19 protein-coding genes are annotated in these 20,833 nt (G+C 55.3%); 10 read left to right on the top strand and 9 right to left on the bottom strand.

The window, feature by feature from the left end; genetic code table 11:
• Window positions 1–5: 5 nt before the first annotated feature.
• The 6 genes from rlmKL (at window position 6) to rmf (ending at window position 7,932) form a co-directional block, all read left to right on the top strand.
• Window positions 6–2,114, top strand: a complete 2,109-nt coding sequence (gene rlmKL, locus BMW97_RS06435; protein ID WP_045908368.1) for a bifunctional 23S rRNA (guanine(2069)-N(7))-methyltransferase RlmK/23S rRNA (guanine(2445)-N(2))-methyltransferase RlmL — start codon at window positions 6–8, stop codon at window positions 2,112–2,114.
• Window positions 2,115–2,126: 12 nt separating this feature from the next.
• Window positions 2,127–4,034, top strand: a complete 1,908-nt coding sequence (locus tag BMW97_RS06430) for an ABC transporter ATP-binding protein (RefSeq protein ID WP_032639317.1) — start codon at window positions 2,127–2,129, stop codon at window positions 4,032–4,034.
• 13 nt (window positions 4,035–4,047) lie between these two features.
• Entirely contained in the window at window positions 4,048–5,301 is a 1,254-nt protein-coding gene (gene pqiA, locus BMW97_RS06425) for a membrane integrity-associated transporter subunit PqiA (RefSeq protein ID WP_045908367.1), read from the top strand.
• 4 nt (window positions 5,302–5,305) lie between these two features.
• Window positions 5,306–6,946 carry an intermembrane transport protein PqiB gene (gene pqiB / locus BMW97_RS06420; RefSeq protein ID WP_024907768.1) on the top strand — a complete coding sequence of 547 codons (1,641 nt, stop codon included), beginning with the start codon at window positions 5,306–5,308 and terminating at the stop codon, window positions 6,944–6,946.
• Window positions 6,943–7,509, top strand: a complete 567-nt coding sequence (gene pqiC, locus BMW97_RS06415) for a membrane integrity-associated transporter subunit PqiC (protein ID WP_045908366.1) — start codon at window positions 6,943–6,945, stop codon at window positions 7,507–7,509. Before pqiB ends, pqiC begins: the two co-directional genes overlap by 4 nt.
• Before the next feature lie 255 nt (window positions 7,510–7,764).
• Window positions 7,765–7,932 (top strand): ribosome modulation factor, encoded by a 168-nt coding sequence (gene rmf, locus BMW97_RS06405; RefSeq protein ID WP_013097261.1) that lies wholly within the window; start codon window positions 7,765–7,767, stop codon window positions 7,930–7,932.
• A 71-nt stretch (window positions 7,933–8,003) separates the two neighbouring features.
• Here rmf and fabA read toward each other — a convergent pair whose 3' ends face one another.
• Complete coding sequence (gene fabA / locus BMW97_RS06400) at window positions 8,004–8,522, bottom strand: 3-hydroxyacyl-[acyl-carrier-protein] dehydratase FabA (protein ID WP_008499931.1); 519 nt, start codon at window positions 8,520–8,522, stop codon at window positions 8,004–8,006.
• Between the two features lie 68 nt (window positions 8,523–8,590).
• On the bottom strand, window positions 8,591–10,351 hold the full coding sequence (locus BMW97_RS06395; RefSeq protein ID WP_045908365.1) for an AAA family ATPase: 1,761 nt from the start codon (window positions 10,349–10,351) through the stop codon (window positions 8,591–8,593).
• A gap of 186 nt (window positions 10,352–10,537) precedes the next feature.
• Here BMW97_RS06395 and matP point away from each other — a divergent pair, with 186 nt between their 5' ends.
• Window positions 10,538–10,990 carry a macrodomain Ter protein MatP gene (gene matP, locus BMW97_RS06390; protein ID WP_008499929.1) on the top strand — a complete coding sequence of 151 codons (453 nt, stop codon included), beginning with the start codon at window positions 10,538–10,540 and terminating at the stop codon, window positions 10,988–10,990.
• Window positions 10,991–11,056: 66 nt separating this feature from the next.
• Here the strand turns inward: matP and ompA are convergent, their stop codons facing one another.
• Together ompA and sulA are read right to left on the bottom strand one after the other, a co-directional pair.
• Window positions 11,057–12,112, bottom strand: coding sequence for a porin OmpA (gene ompA, locus BMW97_RS06385; RefSeq protein WP_008499928.1), 1,056 nt, complete (start codon window positions 12,110–12,112; stop codon window positions 11,057–11,059).
• Between the two features lie 354 nt (window positions 12,113–12,466).
• Window positions 12,467–12,976, bottom strand: a complete 510-nt coding sequence (gene sulA / locus BMW97_RS06380; RefSeq protein WP_045908364.1) for an SOS-induced cell division inhibitor SulA — start codon at window positions 12,974–12,976, stop codon at window positions 12,467–12,469.
• Between the two features lie 217 nt (window positions 12,977–13,193).
• On the opposite strand from sulA, the gene BMW97_RS06375 reads away from it, so the two are divergent.
• Entirely contained in the window at window positions 13,194–13,820 is a 627-nt protein-coding gene (locus BMW97_RS06375; protein ID WP_023618860.1) for a TfoX/Sxy family DNA transformation protein, read from the top strand.
• Here the strand turns inward: BMW97_RS06375 and yccS are convergent.
• Window positions 13,777–15,939 carry a YccS family putative transporter gene (gene yccS / locus BMW97_RS06370; protein WP_045908363.1) on the bottom strand — a complete coding sequence of 721 codons (2,163 nt, stop codon included), beginning with the start codon at window positions 15,937–15,939 and terminating at the stop codon, window positions 13,777–13,779. The genes BMW97_RS06375 and yccS overlap by 44 nt on opposite strands.
• A gap of 19 nt (window positions 15,940–15,958) precedes the next feature.
• The gene (locus BMW97_RS06365) at window positions 15,959–16,405 is read right to left on the bottom strand and encodes a YccF domain-containing protein (RefSeq protein WP_023343701.1); all 447 of its coding nucleotides are present in this window, start codon (window positions 16,403–16,405) and stop codon (window positions 15,959–15,961) included.
• A 123-nt stretch (window positions 16,406–16,528) separates the two neighbouring features.
• Between BMW97_RS06365 and helD the strand changes: the two genes are divergently transcribed.
• On the top strand, window positions 16,529–18,583 hold the full coding sequence (gene helD / locus BMW97_RS06360) for a DNA helicase IV (protein ID WP_045908362.1): 2,055 nt from the start codon (window positions 16,529–16,531) through the stop codon (window positions 18,581–18,583).
• A 59-nt stretch (window positions 18,584–18,642) separates the two neighbouring features.
• On the opposite strand, the gene mgsA is transcribed toward helD, so the two are convergent.
• Together mgsA and BMW97_RS06350 are read right to left on the bottom strand one after the other, a co-directional pair.
• Window positions 18,643–19,101 carry a methylglyoxal synthase gene (mgsA, locus tag BMW97_RS06355; protein WP_008499922.1) on the bottom strand — a complete coding sequence of 153 codons (459 nt, stop codon included), beginning with the start codon at window positions 19,099–19,101 and terminating at the stop codon, window positions 18,643–18,645.
• Window positions 19,102–19,181: 80 nt separating this feature from the next.
• Window positions 19,182–19,844 carry a curli synthesis inhibitor gene (locus tag BMW97_RS06350; protein WP_045908361.1) on the bottom strand — a complete coding sequence of 221 codons (663 nt, stop codon included), beginning with the start codon at window positions 19,842–19,844 and terminating at the stop codon, window positions 19,182–19,184.
• A 173-nt stretch (window positions 19,845–20,017) separates the two neighbouring features.
• Here BMW97_RS06350 and BMW97_RS06340 point away from each other — a divergent pair, with 173 nt between their 5' ends.
• On the top strand, window positions 20,018–20,431 hold the full coding sequence (locus tag BMW97_RS06340) for a CoA-binding protein (protein WP_028012609.1): 414 nt from the start codon (window positions 20,018–20,020) through the stop codon (window positions 20,429–20,431).
• Window positions 20,432–20,468: 37 nt separating this feature from the next.
• Here the strand turns inward: BMW97_RS06340 and hspQ are convergent, their stop codons facing one another.
• Entirely contained in the window at window positions 20,469–20,786 is a 318-nt protein-coding gene (hspQ, locus tag BMW97_RS06335; RefSeq protein ID WP_008499919.1) for a heat shock protein HspQ, read from the bottom strand.
• Between the last annotated feature and the right edge of the window lie 47 nt (window positions 20,787–20,833).

The raw sequence follows: 20,833 nt of genomic DNA, 5'->3' as shown, positions 1-20,833 counted from the left end.
ACGATATGAATTCTCTGTTTGCCAGTACGGCCCGTGGGCTGGAAGAGCTGTTAAAAACTGAACTGGAAAGCCTGGGCGCGCAAGAGTGTCAGGTGGTTCAGGGTGGTGTCCATTTTGAGGGCGACACGCGGCTTATTTACCAGAGCCTGATGTGGAGCCGCCTGGCGTCGCGCATCATGCTGCCGATGAAGGAGTGCAAGGTCTATAGCGACCTTGATCTCTATACCGGCGTACAGATGATCGACTGGACAGAGATTTTCACCACGAATGCCACCTTTGCGGTGCATTTCAACGGCGTGAACGACGAGATCCGCAACAGCCAGTACGGTGCCCTGCGCGTAAAAGACGCCATTGTGGACTGCTTCACGCGTAAAAATAAGGAACGTCCCAACGTCGATCGTGAAAACCCCGATCTGCGTATTAACGTCTGGCTGAACGGCGACACGGCGAGTATCTCCCTCGATCTGAGCGGCGCGGGCCTGCACCTGCGCGGCTACCGCGATCGTACCGGTATGGCACCCATCAAAGAGACCCTGGCGGCCGCGATTGTGATGCGCTCCGGCTGGCAGCCGGGCACGCCGCTGCTCGACCCGATGTGTGGTTCCGGTACCCTGCTGATTGAAGCGGCCATGCTGGCCACCGACCGCGCGCCGGGACTGCACCGCGGCCAGTGGGGCTTCAAGGGCTGGGCGCAGCACGATGAAGCGCTCTGGAAAGAGGTCAAAGACGACGCGCAGACCCGCGCGCGTAAGGGGCTGGCGGAATATACCTCTCATTTCTACGGCTCCGATAGCGACCCTCGCGTCATTGAGCGTGCGCGCAGCAACGCCCGCCGTGCCGGTATCGGCGAGCTGGTCACCTTTGAAGTGAAAGACGTGGCGAACCTGACCAACCCGCTGCCAAAAGGCCCGTACGGTACCGTCATCAGCAACCCGCCATACGGCGAACGTCTCGATAGCGAACCGGCGCTGATTGCCCTGCACAGCCTGCTGGGCCGCAATATGAAGGACCACTTCGGCGGCTGGAACCTGTCTCTGTTCAGTGCCTCGCCGGAACTGCTGAGCTGCCTGCAGCTGCGTGCCGATCGCCAGTTTAAAGCGAAAAACGGCCCGCTGGACTGCGTGCAGAAAAACTACCATCTGGCGGAGAAGGCGGCCGACAGCAAGCCGTCCGGCGTGGCGGAAGATTACGCCAACCGCCTGCGCAAGAACCTGAAGAAATTTGAGAAGTGGGCGAAGCAGGAGGGCATTGAATGCTATCGCCTGTACGATGCCGACCTGCCGGAATACAACGTGGCGGTTGACCGCTACGCGGACTGGGTGGTGATTCAGGAATATGCGCCGCCGAAAACCATTGATGCGCAAAAAGCGCGTCAGCGCATGCTGGACGTCATTGCCGCCACCATCGCCGTGCTGGGTATTGCGCCAAACAAGCTGGTGCTGAAAACGCGTGAACGTCAGAAAGGCAAAAATCAGTACCAGAAGATGGGCGAGAAGGGCGACTTTATCGAAGTGGGCGAATACAACGCGCGCCTGTGGGTCAACCTGACCGACTATCTGGATACCGGTCTGTTCCTCGACCACCGTATCGCTCGACGCATGCTGGGCCAGATGAGTAAAGGCAAGGACTTCCTGAATCTCTTCTCCTATACCGGCAGCGCCAGCGTGCATGCCGGTCTGGGCGGCGCGCGCAGCACCACCACGGTGGATATGTCCCGTACCTATCTGGAATGGGCGGAGCGCAACCTGCGTCTTAACGGCTTAACCGGACGTCAGCATCGCCTGATGCAGGCTGACGTGCTGGGCTGGCTGCGCGATACCGACGAGCAGTTTGATTTGATCTTTATCGATCCGCCGACCTTCTCCAACTCCAAGCGTATGGAAGATAGCTTTGATGTACAACGCGATCACCTGCGCCTGATGACCGACCTGAAGCGCCTGCTGCGCAAAGGCGGCACCATTATGTTCTCGAACAACAAACGCGGCTTCCGTATGGATCATGACGGCTTAGCAGCCCTGGGACTGAAAGCACAAGAAATCAGCCAAAAAACGCTGTCTCAGGACTTTGCCCGTAACCGTCAAATCCATAACTGCTGGTTGATTACCGCGGTCTGAAAGGAAAAATAAATGTCTTTAATTAGTATGCACGGCGCGTGGCTCTCTTTCAGCGACTCACCGCTTCTCGACAATGCAGAACTGCACATCGAAGATAACGAGCGCGTCTGTCTGGTGGGCCGTAACGGCGCGGGTAAATCCACGCTGATGAAAATCCTTAACCGTGAACAGGGGCTGGATGACGGGCGTATTGTTTACGAGCAGGATCTGATTGTCTCCCGCCTGCAGCAGGATCCACCGCGTCACGTGACCGGCAGCGTTTACGATTTCGTGGCGGAAGGGATCTCCGAGCAGGCTGAATACCTGAAGCGCTATCACGAGATTTCGCATCTGGTGATGACCGATCCGAGCGACAAAAACCTCAACGAACTGGCGAAAGTGCAGGAGATGCTCGATCACCACGGTCTGTGGCAGCTTGAAAACCGCATTAATGAAGTACTGGCGCAGCTCGGCCTGGAACCCGATATGGAGCTGTCGGCGCTCTCCGGCGGCTGGCTGCGTAAAGCGGCCCTGGGCCGCGCGCTGGTCAGCGGGCCGAAGGTGCTGCTGCTGGACGAACCGACCAACCACCTGGATATCGAAGCGATCGACTGGCTGGAAGGTTTCCTGAAAACCTTCAGCGGCACCATCATCTTTATCTCGCATGACCGTTCGTTTATTCGCAATATGGCGACGCGCATTGTCGACCTCGACCGCGGCAAGCTGGTGACCTATCCCGGCGATTACGATACGTATCTGCTGGAAAAAGAAGAAAACCTGCGCGTGGAAGAGCTGCAGAATGCCGAATTCGACCGCAAGCTGGCGCAGGAAGAGGTCTGGATCCGCCAGGGCATCAAAGCCCGCCGTACCCGTAACGAAGGCCGCGTGCGTGCCCTGAAGGCGATGCGTCGCGAGCGCAGCGAACGCCGTGAAGTGATGGGCAGCGCCAAAATGCAGGTGGAAGAGGCGTCCCGTTCCGGCAAGATTGTCTTTGAAATGGAAAACGTCAACTATCAGGTTGACGGTAAAGTGCTGGTGAACGATTTCTCCGCGCAGGTTCAGCGCGGCGACAAAATTGCGCTCATCGGCCCGAACGGCTGCGGTAAAACCACGCTGCTGAAACTGATGCTGGGCCAGCTGCAGGCCGACAGCGGACGCATTCACTGCGGGACCAAGCTGGAGGTCGCCTACTTCGACCAGCACCGCGCGGAGCTGGATCCGGACCGTACGGTGATGGACAACCTCGCCGAAGGTAAGCAGGAAGTGATGGTGAACGGCAAGCCTCGCCACGTGCTGGGCTACCTGCAGGACTTCCTGTTCCATCCGAAACGCGCCATGACGCCGGTGCGCGCGCTGTCCGGCGGTGAGCGAAACCGTCTTCTGCTGGCGCGCCTGTTCCTGAAGCCAAGCAACCTGCTGATTCTCGATGAGCCGACGAATGACCTGGATGTCGAAACGCTGGAATTACTCGAAGAGCTGATTGACGGCTATCAGGGCACCGTGATGCTGGTCAGCCACGATCGTCAGTTCGTTGATAACACCGTGACCGAGTGCTGGATCTTCGAAGGTGAAGGGCGAATTGGTCAATATGTCGGCGGTTATCACGATGCAAAAGGGCAACAGGCACAGTCGCTGGCGACGAAGCAGTCAAAGTCCAAAATAAGTTCTGAACCTGCTGTAACAAAAGCAGAAACTGTCAAGAAAACCTCGGCTAAACTAAGCTATAACCTGCAGCGCGAACTGGAGGGGCTACCGCAGCGTCTTGAAGAGCTGGAGGCCGCGCTTGAGGATCTGCAAACACAGGTTGCTGATGCGTCATTCTTTACTCAATCGCATGACTATACTCAGAAAGTACTGTCAGAACTGTCCGCGGCTGAAAAAGCCCTGGAAGAAGCATTTGAGCGCTGGGAGTACCTTGAGTCTCTGAAAAACGGCGCATAAACAGGGATAACATATGTGTGACCAGCACCATGCCGACAGGCATATTTTATGCTCGCAATGCGATATGCTCGTGGCGTTGCCAGAGCTTGGTCACGGACATAAAGCCCTGTGTCCACGTTGCGGTGCGACGTTGACAACCGAGTGGGACGCGCCGCGACAGCGTCCCACTGCTTACGCTCTGGCAGCCTTATTTATGCTGCTGCTCTCCAATCTCTTCCCCTTCATCTATATGAAGGTGGGGGGGATCACCAGCCAGGTGGATTTGCTTGAAATCCCGGGCGTGATGTTCTCGGAAGATTACGCCAGCCTGGGGACCTTTTTTCTCCTGTTTGTCCAGATAGTCCCGGCTTTTTGCCTGGTCGTCATCCTTTTGCTGGTGAACCGCGTCAGGATGCCGGCACCGCTGAAAATCCGACTGGCGCGTATTCTTTTTCAGCTCAAAAGCTGGGGGATGGCCGAGATTTTTCTGGCGGGGATTCTGGTCAGCTTCGTGAAGCTGATGGCGTACGGCGACGTGGGGATTGGCAGCAGCTTTATTCCCTGGTGTCTTTACTGCGTTCTGCAGTTGCGCGCCTTCCAGTGTGTGGACAGACGCTGGGCGTGGGACGATATCGCGCCAGCGCCGACGCTTTCACAGACGGTGAAGGTCGGGGTGCCCGGCATTCGCCAGGGGCTTCGCTCGTGCCCGTGCTGTACCGCCGTGCTGCCCGCCGATCTCGACGTCTGTCCGCGCTGCGAAACAAAGGGGCACGTACGCCGTAAAAATAGCCTGCAGTGGACGATGGCGCTGCTGATCACGTCCGTCATGCTGTATCTGCCAGCCAATATTTTGCCAATCATGATCACCGATTTGCTCGGTGACAAAATGCCCTCGACGATCCTCGCCGGGGTGATACTGCTCTGGGGCGAAGGTTCCTATCCGGTCGCTGGCGTCATCTTTATCGCCAGTATTATGGTGCCCACCTTAAAAATGATCGCCATCGCCTGGCTCTGTTGGGATGCGAAAGGTCATGGGAAACGCGATAGCGAACGCATGCACCTGATTTATGAAGTGGTCGAGTTTGTCGGACGCTGGTCAATGATTGACGTGTTTGTCATCGCCGTTCTCTCTGCGCTGGTGCGGATGGGCGGTTTGATGAGTATTTATCCTGCGATGGGGGCTTTAATGTTTGCACTGGTCGTGATCATGACCATGTTTGCGGCCATGACCTTCGACCCTCGTTTATCGTGGGATCGTGAGCCTGAATCAAGCCATGAGGAAGAGTAAGAGCATGGAAAATAAGAGTGGAGAGGCGAAAGTGCAGAAGGTCAAAAACTGGTCTCCGGTGTGGATTTTTCCCATCGTGACTGCGCTGATCGGTGCCTGGATCCTGTTTTATCATTACAGTCATCAGGGACCGGAAGTGACGCTGATAACCACCAATGCCGAGGGGATTGAGGGCGGTAAAACGACCATCAAAAGCCGTAGCGTGGATGTGGGCGTGGTCGAAAGCGCAACCCTGACGGACGATTTAACCCATGTGGAGATTAAGGCGCGCCTTAATGCCGGCATGGAAAAACTGCTGCACGGCGATTCCGTTTTCTGGGTCGTTAAGCCGCAGGTGGGGCGTGAAGGGATCAGCGGCTTAGGGACGCTGCTTTCGGGCGCCTACATTGAGCTGCAGCCCGGCGCTAAGGGTAACCAGCCAGCCAAATACCAGCTCCTGGACTCACCGCCGCTTGCGCCGCCTGATGCCAAGGGTATCCGCGTGATCCTCGACAGTAAAAAAGCAGGTCAGCTCACGGCGGGCGACCCGGTTCTGTTCCGCGGCTACCGGGTCGGGTCGGTTGAGAAAAGCACATTTGATCCGCAGAAACGCGCGATCAGCTATCAGCTCTTCATTAATGCGCCAAACGATCGCCTGGTCACCAGCAACGTCCGTTTCTGGAAAGACAGCGGGATCGCGGTGGATCTGACTTCGGCAGGCATGCGCGTTGAAATGGGCTCGCTGACCACGCTGTTTGGCGGCGGCGTGAGTTTTGATGTGCCGGAGGGCCTGGATTTGGGCCAGCCGGTTGCAGAGAACACCGCTTTCCGTCTCTTTGACGATCAAAAAAGCATTCAGGATGCGCTCTATACCGATCACGTTGACTTCCTGATGTTCTTTAAAGACTCCGTTCGCGGCCTGCAGCCGGGGGCGCCCGTTGAGTTCCGCGGTATTCGCCTCGGTACGGTTGGGCAAGTGCCGTTCTTCGTCCCGGGTCTGAGCCAGATGCTGGATGATGACTATCGCATTCCGGTGCTGATCCGCATTGAGCCGGAGCGTCTGCTAAACCAGATTGGCGAAAATCAGGATATTGCAGCCCATATCTCTCAGCTGATGGAACGCGGTTTGCGCGGGTCGCTGAAAACCGGCAACTTGGTCACCGGTGCGCTGTATGTGGATATGGACTTCTACCCGAAAGCACCGCCGATTACCGGTATCCGTGAATTCGGTGGCTATAAGATCATCCCAACGGTGAGCAGCGGCCTGGCGCAGATCCAGCAGCGTCTGATGGAGACGCTGGATAAGATCAACAATCTGCCACTGAATCCGATGATTGAAGCGGCGACCGGGTCGTTACATCAGAGTCAGGAGACAATGCAGCGCCTGCAAACCACGCTGGATAACATCAACAAGATCACGGCGAGCCAGAGCATGCAGCAGCTGCCGCAGGACATGCAGAAAACGCTGCGTGAGCTGAACCGCAGTATGCAGGGCTTCCAGCCGGGCTCAGCAGCCTATAACAAGATGGTGGCAGATATGCAGCGTCTTGATCAGGTCCTGCGTGAACTGCAGCCTGTTCTGAAAACGCTCAACGAGAAGAGCAACGCGCTGGTGTTCGAAGCGAAAGATAAAAAGGATCCTGAGCCGAAGAGGGCAAAAGAATGAAAAAGTGGCTATTGATGGTTGGCGCTCTGCTGTTAACGGCGTGCAGTTCAGGGGTAGAGAATAAAAGCTACTATCAGCTGCCTGTGGCGACCCACAGCGGCGGGCAAAGCACGGCGAGTCAGGGAAACCGTCAGCTGTGGGTTGAGCAGGTTGCCGTGCCGGATTATCTGGCAGGAAACGGCGTGGTCTATCAGACCAGTGACGTTAAATACGTGATTGCGACCAACAACCTGTGGGCCAGCCCGCTGGATCAGCAGCTGCGCAACACGCTGGTGGCCAATCTGGGTAGCCAGCTTCCGGGCTGGGTTGTCGCGTCGCAGCCGCTGGGTAACGATCAGGATACGCTGAACGTCACCGTAACGGGCTTCCACGGCCGCTATGACGGTGCGGTGGTGATCAGCGGGGAGTGGTTGCTGAATCATCAGGGGCAGCTGATTAAGCGTCCTTTCCATCTGGAGCTGAAGCAGCAGAAGGATGGCTATGACGAAATGGTGAAAGTCCTGGCTCAGGGTTGGGCGCAGGAGTCGGCCAGTATCGCAAGAGAGATTTCCCGGCTGCCATAAGTAAAATTCATCATCAAAAACCGCAATCGGTCTGTTGCTGATTGCGGTTTTTTTTCGTTTTCACTTCAGGCCGTTACTTGTGCCACGTCACAATTTTTGTACAAATGATCTTCCAGGTAGCTCACAAATATGACACCCGTATGAATTTTGAACATTGACGATGCGACTAATTCGGGGTATTCGTTATCTGTGCCTGTGCAGATAGTGCAGACACTGTTTTCTTTCCACCAGACAAAAGAATGAGGGAAACGAGGCATGAAGAGACAGAAACGAGATCGCCTGGAACGGGCTCATCAACGTGGTTATCAGGCCGGCATCGCTGGACGTTCTAAAGAAATGTGTCCTTATCAGACGATAAATCAAAGGTCACAATGGCTTGGAGGCTGGCGAGAAGCCATCGGCGACAGGGCACTCATAGCCTGATAACGTCTCTTTTAAAAAAGAAACCTCCGCAATGCGGAGGTTTCGCCTTTCCGGGGGTGCAAAAAGCACGATCAGAACGCGGACGTGTCCTGGAACAGGCCAACCTTCAGGTCGCTTGCGCTATAGATCAGACGACCGTCGACCAGCACTTCGCCATCTGCCAGGCCCATAATCAGGCGGCGGTTAACGATGCGCTTGAAGTGAATACGATAGGTCACTTTCTTCGCTGTAGGCAGAACCTGGCCGGTGAATTTTACTTCGCCTACGCCCAGCGCGCGGCCTTTACCTTCACCACCCAGCCAGCCCAGATAGAAGCCAACCAGCTGCCACATCGCATCCAGACCCAGACAGCCAGGCATTACCGGATCGCCGATAAAGTGGCAACCGAAGAACCACAGGTCCGGGTTGATATCGAGTTCTGCTTCTACGTAACCCTTATCGAAGTTGCCGCCGGTTTCGGTCATTTTCACGACACGGTCCATCATCAGCATGTTCGGGGCCGGTAACTGTGGGCCTTTCGCGCCAAACAGTTCACCGCGACCAGAGGCAAGAAGATCTTCTTTTGTATAGGATTCGCGTTTATCTACCATGTTCTCAGTAAGCCTTATTTTAGTGAAGGACGCAGGATAGCTAACACGTGTACGCTGAACAAGTCCGATCAGTTCGAACTAAACCAGCCCAGCCAGCGTAACGGCCATGGATAACGATGACGAGCATCCTGCTGTGTCGCCTGAGCAATGCGCTCCTGGATAGTCTGCATCAGGGTGGTTTGCCCTTCGCCATCCCATACCAGGTTTGTCAGTAAGGGTAGTGCATCCTCAATCCCTTCGATGGCCCAGATAGCGAATTGCTCTTGTTCAACCGCATCCAGGATCTCCTGACTGAGGCTTAAATGGCGTGCGTTGGGAGCCGGAATAATCACACCCTGCTTGCCGTTTAAACCGCGCTGCTGACAGATAGAGAAGAAGCCTTCAATTTTCTCGTTGAGGCCACCCACAGGCTGCGCACGACCAAATTGATCCACCGAACCGGTGATCGCAATATTCTGATTGATAGGCACTTCCGCCAGGGCGCTAATTAAGGCGCACAGTTCAGCCATAGAGGCGCTATCGCCATCCACTTCGCTGTAGGACTGCTCAAACGTCAGCGAGGCGGAGAAGGGGATCTGTTGCTCAAGCTGCAGTTCAGACATCAAAAACGCCTGCATGATCATCATGCCTTTGGCGTGAATGTTTCCGCCCAGCTCGGCTTTGCGTTCGATATCGGTAAATTCACCATCGCCAATATGCACAACGCAGCTGATACGGGATGGCTCCCCGAACGCGCGCGGATGGCCAGGGAATTCAATCACCGACAGGGCGTTAATCTGACCGACGCGTTCGCCTTCGGTTTCCACCAGAATTTGTTCCAGCAGAATTTCATCCTGCATACGGTCAGCAAGATAGCATTCTCGCCACTCTCGCTGAGCCAGCATCTGGGTGAGTTGTTCTCCGGTGAACGCACCGATACCGCTAATCACACCCACTTCACGCAGCTGCTTGCCGATCCAGAGCGGGCAGAGTGGCAGCGTTTCCTGGTCACCGGTATAGCGCACCGCTTCGCGGATCAGGCCTGGCCACGCGTCAGCCGCAGGCGTTGGCAGCGCAAAACGTTCGGCAACGGCCATCACCCACTGACACCACTGCGCCATATCGTCGGCATCAGCAATCTGGATATTGTCTTCGTATTCGCTATATACCGCCTGCTCAGCCAGTTCCGGCTCCATTTCCTGGAAGTCCGCCAGCGATTCACGGTCGCCCGTCAGCACGACGGTTAACGACAGCGGCATAGACGGAACAGAGACGGGCAGAGGACGGGACTCATCGTAGCCGACCCAGTCGAAACGCTGCTGGTGCACGATGGTTTTCAGACGCATCCACAGCAGCGGCTGCGAGAGCAGGGTACGCAGTGAGATAATCAGAACACCGCCATTTGCGCGATGTACCAGCCCCGGCTGCAGCGAAAGCTCGCCGTTAAACTGGCGCAGACAACCAAAGAGTTGTTCTGCCTCGACCCAGTTCGCGGTAATCACCTCGCCCTTGGCGGCAAAACGGCCGTCGGCCTGTGCCGCCGGTTCGAAAGTGACATCATGTCCCGTAATACGATACTGGCCGCCAAAAACGGCATTCGCTTCCGGCTTTAACTGACGCACGGCATCCCCGAACAACGTCAGGTATTCCGCTTCTTCCGGGGCTTTGAGCAGCATGAAAGGCGCAGTTGCCCATGGGCTTAATGCCTGCTCCAGCGCGTAATGCAAACGGGGCTGCGTATCGCTAAGGATGAATTCGTGTTCTTTTGCGAGATCTGGCTGTGCAAACAGTTCCTGATAACTTTCGGTATCCGGAACAAGGTCACGCCATGCAAGTTTCGTAATGGTCAAAGTTGATGTTTTTTAGTCAGATGTAAAAGCGTGGAGTATACCGTAACCGGGGGGCTGTACCCAAGCAGGATTGGGGATTTCGACAGGGTGATTGGCTGCATTCACTCACAGGATATGATTTCTTTTCAGCAGATTGCTAAAAAACTGATATTCTGAACAGAGTTACGTGGTAACACTGAGATCGCAATGAAATATCAACAACTGGAAAATCTCGAAAGCGGCTGGAAATGGAAGTACCTGGTCAAAAAGCACCGTGAAGGGGAGCTGATCACCTGCTACATCGAAGCCAGCGCTGCACAAGAAGCCGTGGATATTTTGCTGACCCTCGAAAATGAACCGGTACAGGTTAACGGCTGGATTGAGAAACACATCAATCCTGCCTTGTTAAACCGGATGAAGCAAACTATCCGTGCGCGACGCAAACGGCATTTTAATGCTGAGCATCAGCACACGCGCAAAAAATCAATCGACCTGGAATTTGTTGTCTGGCAGCGGCTGGCCGGGCTGGCACAACGACGGGGCAAAACGCTGTCGGAAACCATCGTGCAGCTGATTGAGGATGCAGAACATAAAGAGAAATACGCCAACCAGATGTCGACACTGAAGAACGACCTTCAGGCGCTGTTGGGTAAAAAGTAGATTTTTTTACTTTTCTTCAGACAATAAAAAACCCCGCATTGCGGGGTTTTTTTATAAGACGATAACTTATGCCGCTGGCTGAGTTACAACGTCTTTGATGCCTTTAACTTCGATCTCTACGCGACGATCAGGAGCCAGGCAGTCGATCAGTGCAGCGCGAGCTTTCACGTTGTCACAGGTGTTGCCAGTAACTGGGTTAGATTCGCCCATACCACGTGGGGAGATCTTGTTAGCTGGGATACCTTTAGAGATCAGGTAATCAACAACAGACTGAGCACGTTTCTCAGACAGTTTCTGGTTGTAAGCGTCAGAACCGATACGGTCGGTGAAGCCCAGAACCACTACAGAACCGTCTTTAGGATCCAGGTTGCTCAGCTGGGTGTACAGCTGATCCAGTGCCTGCTGGCCTTCTGGTTTCAGAGTCGCTTTGTTGAAGTTGAACAGAACGTCAGACTTCAGAGTGAAGTGCTTGGTCTGTACTTCTGGAGCTGGAGCCGGCGCTGGAGCAACAACTGGTGCTGCTTCTTCCTGCTGGCCGAAACGGTAGGAAACACCTACGCTCAGCATGCCGTTGTCTGGACGAACACCAACGGTGTTGCCGTCGCCGATGTTGTTAACCCACTGGTATTCCAGACGGGTAGCGATGTCACGGGTCATAGCCCACTCAACGCCACCAGCGAATACTGGGGAAACACCGGTGTCATGGTCGTCGCCAGCGATGCTGTTGCTGGAGTCAGCGCGCCATACCATGCCGCCCAGACGGGTGTACACGTCCAGATCGTCAGTTACTGGGTAACCCAGTTTAGCGGTCAGCTGAACGCCCTGTGCTTTGAAAGCGCCGTTTACGGTGTCGCCTTTGTATGGCATACGACCTAACCAGTCGTAACCCATTTCAAAACCAACATACGGGTTAACCTGATAGCCACCGAACGCACCTGCACCAAGCTGGCTCTCGTGAGTTGGGCCATCATTGTTCAGGCTGCTGTTGTACCAGCCAGTGTCGTGGAACTGAGACCAGCCCAGTTTACCACCTGCATACCAGGTATTATCTTTCGGAGCGGCCTGCGCTACGGTAGCGAAGCCAGCCAGTGCCACTGCAATCGCGATAGCTGTCTTTTTCATTTTTTGCGCCTCGTTATCATCCAAAATTCGCCATGAAAGTCTCAAGAGAGAATCACGGTTAAATCCTTCACCGGGGGGCGTGGTCAAATATAAATCTACCGATATCTTCGGCTTAGGCCGAGCACCCCTGGCGATGTAAAGTCTACAACGTAGCTGAAAACTTACAAGTGTGAAGTCCGTCAGGCATATGAAAAAAAAAGTTCCGTATACCGATTATTTAACATTTTTCGAACGAATTTTGTGCAATAAAATGAAGGAGAACCGCACCAGACAAGCCTTGCCGCAATTTTGAGGTCGGGAACTAAAACCTCATCTTGCGGTCAAAAAAAATTCCAGGAAAAATCTTAATTTCACTCAATGATACAAATTTGAGTGAATTTTTAACCCAGAACGTTGTCCTCTGCGGTAAGAATCCGATCGAACCGGACGCATAATGAACCCGATCGCATTCCCTTCTTCAGCAGCTTCAGTCAGGCGAAAATGTTCCTCTTCCGTCAACTCTTCCGGTAACCAGCCAATCACCACGCTGTAATTCCCTGTGCGTAACGCGCGGATCATCGACTCAACGGTATCGCAAGGCGAGAGCTGATTAATCTGCATGACCTTAGTCAGCGGCAGGCCAGCGGACTGAACCCACTCACGGCTCAGCTTTTGTTGAGGCGTGAGCCAAAGCTGCCAGCGCGATTGCTGACCAAGCTGTTGTAATAACGGCAGTAACAGAAGTTGCGTTAACAAGGGCTGGTCTTCACGATAAACCACTTCACTGATAAGCCCTGTGGAAACACGCTCGACGGAATTCTGCGCGACATTGCCTGCGGCAGAAGAGAGAGAGATTGCGCGATTTGCATAGCCTGAAGTGTGCATATTCATTCCAGCCCTGTAGTTACTGTATGGATATACAGTAACCCCTGTATGCCCAAAGATCAACCTCATTTTCGGAAAGCGACTCGCAAAATTCATTCAATCTTGATGCCCCTCGAAAAATCATCTTGCTCAACGACGATAAGTTGCCTATTTTCCTGCTAACGGATCCGCTAGTAAGAAATTTTGTTGTTAGCCTATGATTCTGAAGGGAAATATCATGAAAAAGATATCTTATGAACGGATTTATAAATCCCAGGAATACCTGTCCCCGTTGGGCGAGATTCATCATCGCGCGCTGTTTGGCGGCTACACCCTGGCGGTGGATGATGCGGTCTTTGCCATGGTGTCCGATGGCGAACTTTATCTTCGTGCGTGTGAGGAGAGTGCAAAATACTGTGTAAAAAACGCCTCCTCCTTTTTGACGTTGATGAAGCGAGGCCGCCCGGTGCTGCTCAACTATTATCGTGTGGATGACGGATTATGGCAGGACAGGGAGCGGTTGCTTCAGCTCTCCTCGTTTGCGCTCAGTGCGGCAAGGAAAGAGCGCTACCAGCGTCATCAACGAAACCGTCTTAAGGATCTGCCGAACCTGACCTTTCAGCTTGAAGTCTTGCTCTTTGAAGCCGGTATCACCAATGAAGAAACGCTGCGGGCGCTGGGCGCCAGAGCGAGCTGGCTGAAGATGCGGGCAAAGAATAAAGCGCTCAGTATTAAAGTTCTCTTTGCGCTGGAAGGGGCTATCGAAGGGCTGCATGAGGCGGCACTCCCGGCAGGCATCCGCCGGGAGCTGACGGAGTGGTTTAATGCGCTGCCTGAGCCACAGGAGAGTCGTTCCTCCAGGTAGCGATGTGCTGTTGCAGCCGACAAATTTCAGGCAGCAGAGCGATAAGCAGGCCTATCTGCTGAAGAACCAGCGGCGCTTTGCTGTCGTTTCCCGGGTCTAGATGCGCAATGCGTTGAGCCAGTTCATCCAGAGCCTGTTGCACACGCGGTTCATCGGCTGGGCGGTGATGCAGTGCATCATCGACATAGCAGACGGCGTCATCAAGGAGGTTGAGAATTCCCGGGTTGGTGAGCTTCTCACGGTGGGCCCCCAGCGTCGAAATATAGCTGGTGAACGTATGGTTAAGGCAAAGCAGGCGAAACGCGGTCTCACGAATCTCTGCCGTGGCGCGCGGCTCCGTTGACATGTTAGACACAACGGAGGCCAGTTCAGCATCACTGTTATGCGCGTCGCGACGTGCTATCCGGTAAGCCAGACGGTTATCACGGCCCTGGTGATACTGCTCCAGAATAGCGTCAAGGTAACGACAGTTGGCATTCATCGCCCTGTCTACCACGCGCGGCAAATTGCGAAAACGCCAGTCCGGCCAGATAAAGCTGACCGCGGCCCAGGCGATCGCGCAGCCAATCAGCGTATCAATCACGCGGGGCAGGGCGACTTCAAACCCTTCACCCAACAGATTAAAGCAGAGCAGCACCAGCAGCGTGATGAACATGGTGGCATGGGCGTACTGCACGTTGCGAAACGCGAAAAACAGCACGCCGGTGATCACGATCAGAATCAGCTGCCCTTCGACGGAAGGCACGAAATAGAGCACTGGTAGGCCGATTGCGACGCCGACCAGCGTGCCGATAATGCGCAGCGCAAGACGGTGCCGGGTGGCGTTATAGTTCGGCTGACAGACGAACAGGCTGGTCAGCAGGATCCAGTAGCCATGATGCAGCCCGGTTATCTGGATAAAGGCATACCCCACGCAGAGCACCAGCGACATTCTCACCGCGTGGCGGAAGAGAGCCGACTCCGGGGTAAAGTTGCGGCTCAGGCGAAGCCACATATCGCTAAAACTGTGCACGCTGTCATCAGCAAGCTGATTGTCCACTTCACTGCCCGGAAGCGCCATCGCCTGCTCGGACTCAATGGTCGCCAGCTGTGCGTCAATCGCCCGCAGGTTGTTCAGCAGAAAGCCCAGCGCTTTAATGTGTTCCGGTGACGTTCCGCTGGCCTGAACGCGGTCGAGCGCCGCGTCAAGATGGCTGAAGACGCGTTCAAAACGTGGGTCATGCTGATAAGGCGTGCGCAGCAGAATGGAGCGCGAGAGCTGCTGGCACGCCTGGGACTGCATGGACAGCAGGCGCTGGAAGCGGAACATCACGTCGCTATAGCGGAACTTCTCGCGCAGGGCGGCATATTGAACGTGCGAGGAGCTGGCACGTTCATGAATGTCCTGAGCGGCAAAATAGTAGTGTAAGGTTCTTCGCGTTCCGCGCTGACCGCGATCGCCACGCAGACGGGTCAGCAGAGAGGCTTTTGTCTGGTTGAGGGTGGCAACCAGCTGGCCATTAGCCAGCGCCAGATCGTAGAGCGGCGCCTGGCTTTCTTCCTCGATATCCGGGTCGAACAGCCGGGATTTCAGTTCCAGATAGTGGGCTAGCTGCTCAAAGCTGCGGGCAAGGTTGTCCTGCAGAGGGCGAACCGGGAAGAGCAGATGACCGGTTAAGGTCAGCAGGTTATACCAGATGGCACCGAACAACAGCAGAACCGGCTGCTGGTACCACTGGTCGTAGAGGGATGCGCCCAGCATGGTGTAGATGGCGATCAGCAGGGCGCCAAACGCGATAGTGGCATAGCGCTGCCCAAGGCCGCCCAGCAAAATAAACCCGCTGGTTGAGAGCGTCAGACCCAGGGCAAACAGCCAGGGCCAGGGGAAAAGTAACTCAACGGACGCTGAGGCAATAAAAAAGCAGACGAGCGTGATGACCAGGTTACGTAAACGCCCGGCCAGACGATCGTCCAGGTCCGCCAGCGCCCCGGCCACCACCCCCAGCGTGAGTGGGATGGTGAGCTTGACATCATTCAGCCACCAGGGCAGGGCAACCGTGCCGCAAAGCGCGATAAATATCCTGACGTTATAAAGCCAGGTGCTGTTCCAGGTATAACGGCGAAGCAGTGGGCTTAGCATAAACGCGGCCAGTCCTTAGTTACTGAAAACGACGACGCGCATTGGCTTCACGCGCCGCCTGGGCCACTTCGACCGGAACAACCCTGCGCCCGACGGGCCAAAGGGCGATCGCGGCGATCTTAAAGTTCGCGATCCCCACCGGAATACCAATAATCGTGATGCACTGCGCAATCCCCGCAAAAATATGCATGATGCAGAGCCACCAACCGAAGAAAATCAGCCACAGAATGTTCAGCAGGGTTCCGCCCGTATTCATCAGGGCGTTTTTGTTCTCCGGATTCAGCTCGTCAACGTGGATGGCTTCATTCCCGTAGGGGACGAAGGAGAGTTTTGTGATTTCCCAGCAGGAGCGGGTCAGGGGGAGCGTAAAAATCAGGACGATGCTCACCAGCGTGGCAAAAAGCCAGGAAAGGGTGGTGGCAAAACCGCCCAGCACAAAATTCAACACATTCAGAACGGTACGCATAAACCCTCACTTCCTTTCGATAAAATTAACGCCCAATGATTGTAACGTTTTTTTAGGCTGGAGCACCTTAAAACTGGCAGTTACACTGTCAGGTAAATTATCTCTTCGTGGATTTGGCGGAACATGGAACTGAAAGCAACGTCGTTAGGCAAACGTCTGGCGCAACACCCATACGACCGGGTGGTTCTCCTTAATGCCGGGGTGAAAGTCTCCGGAGAACGCCACGAATACCTTATTCCGTTTAATCAGCTTCTGGCTATCCACTGCAAACGCGGGCTGGTGTGGGGCGAACTGGAGTTCGTACTGCCTGACGATAAAGTCGTGCGTCTTCACGGCACCGAGTGGGCAGAAACCCAGCGTTTTCATCATCACCTGAACGCGCTCTGGCAGCGGTGGAGTCAGGATATGAGCGTGATTGCCGCCGGGGTGCTTCAGAAGGTGCTGGACGATATCGCGCAAAGCAACGCGCAGCATTCGTGGCTCACCCGTCAGCAGACCGCCGGCCTACAGCAAAAAATCCGGCAGGCACTCTCGGCGCTGCCGATCTCCGTGACGCGTCTCGAGGAGTTTGACAACTGTCGCGACGCCTGGCGCCAGTGCCAGGCCTGGTTGAATGATAAGGATAAAAGTCGGCTCGCCCATAATCAGGCCTGGACGGACGCCATGCTCACCCAATACGCCGACTTTTTCAGTACGGTGGAGTCTTCTCCGCTCAACCCGGCCCAGGCGCGCGCGGTGGTTAACGGCGAGCAGTCGCTGCTGGTGCTGGCGGGGGCCGGTAGCGGTAAAACGTCGGTGCTGGTGGCCCGTGCCGGCTGGCTGCTGACCACCGGGGAAGCGGTCGCCGATCAAATTCTGCTTCTGGCCTTTGGTCGCAAGGCGGCCCAGGAGATGGACGAACGGATCCAGGAACGTCTGCATACCCGGGATATCACGGCCAGAACCTTCCATGCCCTTGCCCTGCATATTATTCAGCAGGGCAGTAAAAAAGTGCCTGCTATCAGTAAGCTGGAAAACGACGCGCAGGCGCGTCAGGCGCTGTTTATCAAAACGTGGCGCCAGCAGTGCAGTGAGAAAAAGGCGCAGGCGAAAGGATGGCGTCAGTGGCTCGAGGAGGAGCTCAACTGGGACGTGCCGGAAGGCAGCTTCTGGCAGGATGACAAGCTGGCGCGTCGGCTGGGTTCACGGCTTGACCGCTGGGTTAGTCTGATGCGAATGCACGGTGGAACGCAGGCAGAGATGATTGAAAGCGCGCCGGAGGCGATCCGCGATCTGTTTTCGAAGCGGGTCAAGCTGATGGCACCGCTGCTGAAGGCCTGGAAAACCGCGCTGAAAGCGGAAAATGCCGTCGATTTTTCCGGCCTGATCCATCAGGCCATCATCATTCTTGAGAAGGGGCGTTTTGTCAGCCCGTGGAAGCATATTCTGGTGGATGAGTTCCAGGACATCTCTCCGCAGCGCGCAGCGTTGCTCTCAGCGCTGCGGGCGCAAAATAAGCATACCTCGCTGTTTGCGGTGGGGGATGACTGGCAGGCCATCTATCGCTTCAGCGGGGCACAGCTTTCGCTGACGACCGCATTCCACCACTATTTTGGCGAAGGCGATCGCAGCGATCTGGACACGACCTACCGCTTCAATTCACGGATTGGTGAAATCGCCAACCGCTTTATCCAGCAGAACCCGCATCAGCTGGCAAAACCGCTCAATAGCCTGCGGCCAGGGGATAAAAAAGCCGTGACCCTGCTGGCGGACGATCAGCTGGAACCGCTGCTGGACAAGCTCAGCGGTTACGCGAAGCCCGATGAGCGTATCCTGGTGCTGGCGCGTTACCATCACCTCAAACCCGAGGCGCTGGAAAAAGCGGCCACCCGCTGGCCGAAGCTGCAGCTTGAATTTATGACGATTCACGCCAGCAAAGGGCAGCAGGCCGACTATGTGATTGTCATGGGGCTGAAAGAGGGCAGCGACGGTTTCCCGGCTCCGGCCCGCGAGTCGGTCATGGAGCAGGCCTTGCTGCCGGTGCCGGAAGACTTCCCGGATGCCGAAGAGCGGCGTTTGCTGTATGTGGCCATGACCCGCGCGCGCCATCGCGTGTGGCTGCTGTTCAATAAAGAGGAGCCATCCGTGTTTGTCGATATTTTGAAGAGTATTGATGTGCCGGTGGCGCGGAAGCCTTAACGAAGACGGGCAAGGATGGGTAGGCCGGGTAAGGCGTAGCCGCCACCCGGCAAAAAAAGCTACTTCAATCTCTCTGAAAGATAACGCTGATAGTCCGGAATAAGGATATCTACCGGTGAGTTAAACTGCGGCGATTCGATAATGAAATCCGCCGTCGAGAGGTTTGTCGCCACCGGAATATTCCACACCGTCGCCAGACGCAGCAGGGCTTTGACATCCGGGTCGTGCGGAACCGCGTTCAGCGGATCCCAGAAGAAGATCAGCACATCAATCTTCCCTTCGGAGATCTGCGCGCCGACCTGCTGATCGCCACCCATCGGGCCGCTCAGCATGGCGTTCACCTCCAGACCCGTTTCGCGCTGGATCAGGTTACCGGTGGTGCCGGTTGCCGAAAGGGCGTGCTTTTCCAGCAAAGACTGATGGCGGCGAACCCAGTTAAGCAGCATTTGTTTACAGTGATCGTGCGCCACCAGAGCAATGTGTTTGCGTTCCGGGAGCGTGCGTGTTGTCAGTTCCATAATCATATCCATCAGGTTAACTGCCTACACGATGACGGGAACCGTTTGACGCTGCAAGAGAAAGGCGTAAAAAATGTGGCTTATGATGAAGGTTGTTGTTTTGCCCACTGTAAAAACCGGGCCCGCGTGTCGGCATCGGCCTGCTGGAACCAGAATTTAAGGCGTTGTTCCGTCAGGGTCTGGGACTGGGGAGGAATGACGTCCAGTTCTGAGACGCCGGAAAGCAGCGTACTGTCGTCAGCCATCATGGTGGCAAACTGGGGAAGCGACGCGCGTTTACCCGCTTTGTTATAGGTCTGCGTCGCGGCCTCGTAGTCCGGACCTTTCGGTGAGGTTGTCAGTGCCAGAATATCCAGCTTCACCGGAATCGGCATCGCATCCCCGTCCAGCAGTTCAATGCGGGGTGAAGCGTCGAAGGCCGCCGATTCCTTCTCGGTTTCAAGACGAGGCAGGGTAATATTGACCTGACTGATTTGCCGGGTATTAAAGCTGACAATCAGCGGCGGGGAGATATACATCCTTTGCTCGTGATTCGCCAGACCGATCGATTTTTCCACCCGGAATACCAGCTGATGCGGCCCGTTATCCAATTCGATGCTGTCCGCACCGCGCAATAAGGAACTGGAGACCTTTTTTCCGTCCAGTACCAGGAGATCAATATCGGTAGAGAGCCGGAGCGTGGTAGCAAAAACGCAGACCGGCATCACTAACGCAATCAGAGCAGTGGCAATACCGGTTTTCATAGAAGGCTCCCGTCAGAAATCCTGTCGCCGCATTAATGTATCTAAATTTTTCGAGAATCATGTTTACTAACATATAGACATATTTCGCCGTTTTGCCCTCATGCGTCGGTATGGGATGGATGGTTGAGATGTGCGGTTTGGCGTACACTTTTAAAAAAGCCAGGAGAAAAACCATGAAAGAGAACGATATTGCCGAGATTCTGACATCCACGCGTACCATTGCGCTGGTGGGCGCGAGCGATAAACCCGATCGTCCAAGCTATCGGGTGATGAAATACCTTCTCGATCAGGGCTACCACGTCATCCCGGTCTCGCCAAAAGTGGCGGGGAAAACCTTACTGGGCCAGCAGGGTTATGCCACGCTCGCTGACGTGCCGGAAAAAATTGATATGGTAGATGTCTTCCGAAACTCCGAGGCGGCGTGGGAAGTGGCGCAGGACGCTATTGCCGTCGGGGCGAAAACGCTGTGGATGCAGCTGGGCGTGATTAATGAGCAGGCTGCGGTGCTGGCGCGGGATGCGGGGTTAAAGGTCGTCATGGATCGCTGTCCGGCGATCGATATCCCCCGTCTGGGGCTGGCGAAATAATAAAAAAAAGCCCGTTCATCGGGCTTTTTTTACACGCTTAGTTCCGCAGGCGCGGAGCCTGTAACTGTTTGCGGATAGTCTGAGCAAGTTCATCCATAGTGGGTTGCTCCGGATGCTCTTCCTGCAGCTCGCTGCTTAGCTGCGCTTCAGCAAGATAGGTGTGAACGGGTTGTCCATCATCCCCCTCCATCACCACATGGTACCAGGGCGCGGCGCGAAGCTCTGCGTTCACCGCCAGTTCGTCTGCTGACGGTTCATCAAGGGAATACTCCGGGTCGATATCCACGACCACACCCAAATACCCGAGCAAAGTGTGGCGGACCTGCTGGCCGATACCGAATTTGCTGGCAATCATAGTCACCTCCCGGGAAATACGACTTACACGTTATGTGCGGGCAATAT

Source organism: Enterobacter sp. NFIX58 (assembly GCF_900110475.1).
Classification (GTDB): Bacteria; Pseudomonadota; Gammaproteobacteria; order Enterobacterales; family Enterobacteriaceae; genus Enterobacter; species Enterobacter quasiroggenkampii.
Note: the sequence above shows the minus strand (reverse complement) of the source record. Positions and strands in the feature narration are given on the sequence as shown.

Bases quoted from the DNA above. Each gene is read 5' to 3' on its own strand.
- rlmKL (WP_045908368.1), top strand. From the start codon at position 6: ATGAATTCTCTGTTTGCCAGTACGGCCCGTGGGCTGGAAGAGCTGTTA.
- pqiC (WP_045908366.1), top strand. From the start codon at position 6,943: ATGAAAAAGTGGCTATTGATGGTTGGCGCTCTGCTGTTAACGGCGTGC.
- BMW97_RS06350 (WP_045908361.1), bottom strand. From the start codon at position 19,844: ATGAAAACCGGTATTGCCACTGCTCTGATTGCGTTAGTGATGCCGGTC.
- BMW97_RS06430 (WP_032639317.1), top strand. From the start codon at position 2,127: ATGTCTTTAATTAGTATGCACGGCGCGTGGCTCTCTTTCAGCGACTCA.
- rmf (WP_013097261.1), top strand. From the start codon at position 7,765: ATGAAGAGACAGAAACGAGATCGCCTGGAACGGGCTCATCAACGTGGT.
- sulA (WP_045908364.1), bottom strand. From the start codon at position 12,976: ATGCACACTTCAGGCTATGCAAATCGCGCAATCTCTCTCTCTTCTGCC.
- helD (WP_045908362.1), top strand. From the start codon at position 16,529: ATGGAACTGAAAGCAACGTCGTTAGGCAAACGTCTGGCGCAACACCCA.
- yccS (WP_045908363.1), bottom strand. From the start codon at position 15,939: ATGCTAAGCCCACTGCTTCGCCGTTATACCTGGAACAGCACCTGGCTT.
- ompA (WP_008499928.1), bottom strand. From the start codon at position 12,112: ATGAAAAAGACAGCTATCGCGATTGCAGTGGCACTGGCTGGCTTCGCT.
- mgsA (WP_008499922.1), bottom strand. From the start codon at position 19,101: ATGGAACTGACAACACGCACGCTCCCGGAACGCAAACACATTGCTCTG.
- matP (WP_008499929.1), top strand. From the start codon at position 10,538: ATGAAATATCAACAACTGGAAAATCTCGAAAGCGGCTGGAAATGGAAG.
- pqiA (WP_045908367.1), top strand. From the start codon at position 4,048: ATGTGTGACCAGCACCATGCCGACAGGCATATTTTATGCTCGCAATGC.
- BMW97_RS06340 (WP_028012609.1), top strand. From the start codon at position 20,018: ATGAAAGAGAACGATATTGCCGAGATTCTGACATCCACGCGTACCATT.
- pqiB (WP_024907768.1), top strand. From the start codon at position 5,306: ATGGAAAATAAGAGTGGAGAGGCGAAAGTGCAGAAGGTCAAAAACTGG.
- hspQ (WP_008499919.1), bottom strand. From the start codon at position 20,786: ATGATTGCCAGCAAATTCGGTATCGGCCAGCAGGTCCGCCACACTTTG.
- fabA (WP_008499931.1), bottom strand. From the start codon at position 8,522: ATGGTAGATAAACGCGAATCCTATACAAAAGAAGATCTTCTTGCCTCT.
- BMW97_RS06365 (WP_023343701.1), bottom strand. From the start codon at position 16,405: ATGCGTACCGTTCTGAATGTGTTGAATTTTGTGCTGGGCGGTTTTGCC.
- BMW97_RS06375 (WP_023618860.1), top strand. From the start codon at position 13,194: ATGAAAAAGATATCTTATGAACGGATTTATAAATCCCAGGAATACCTG.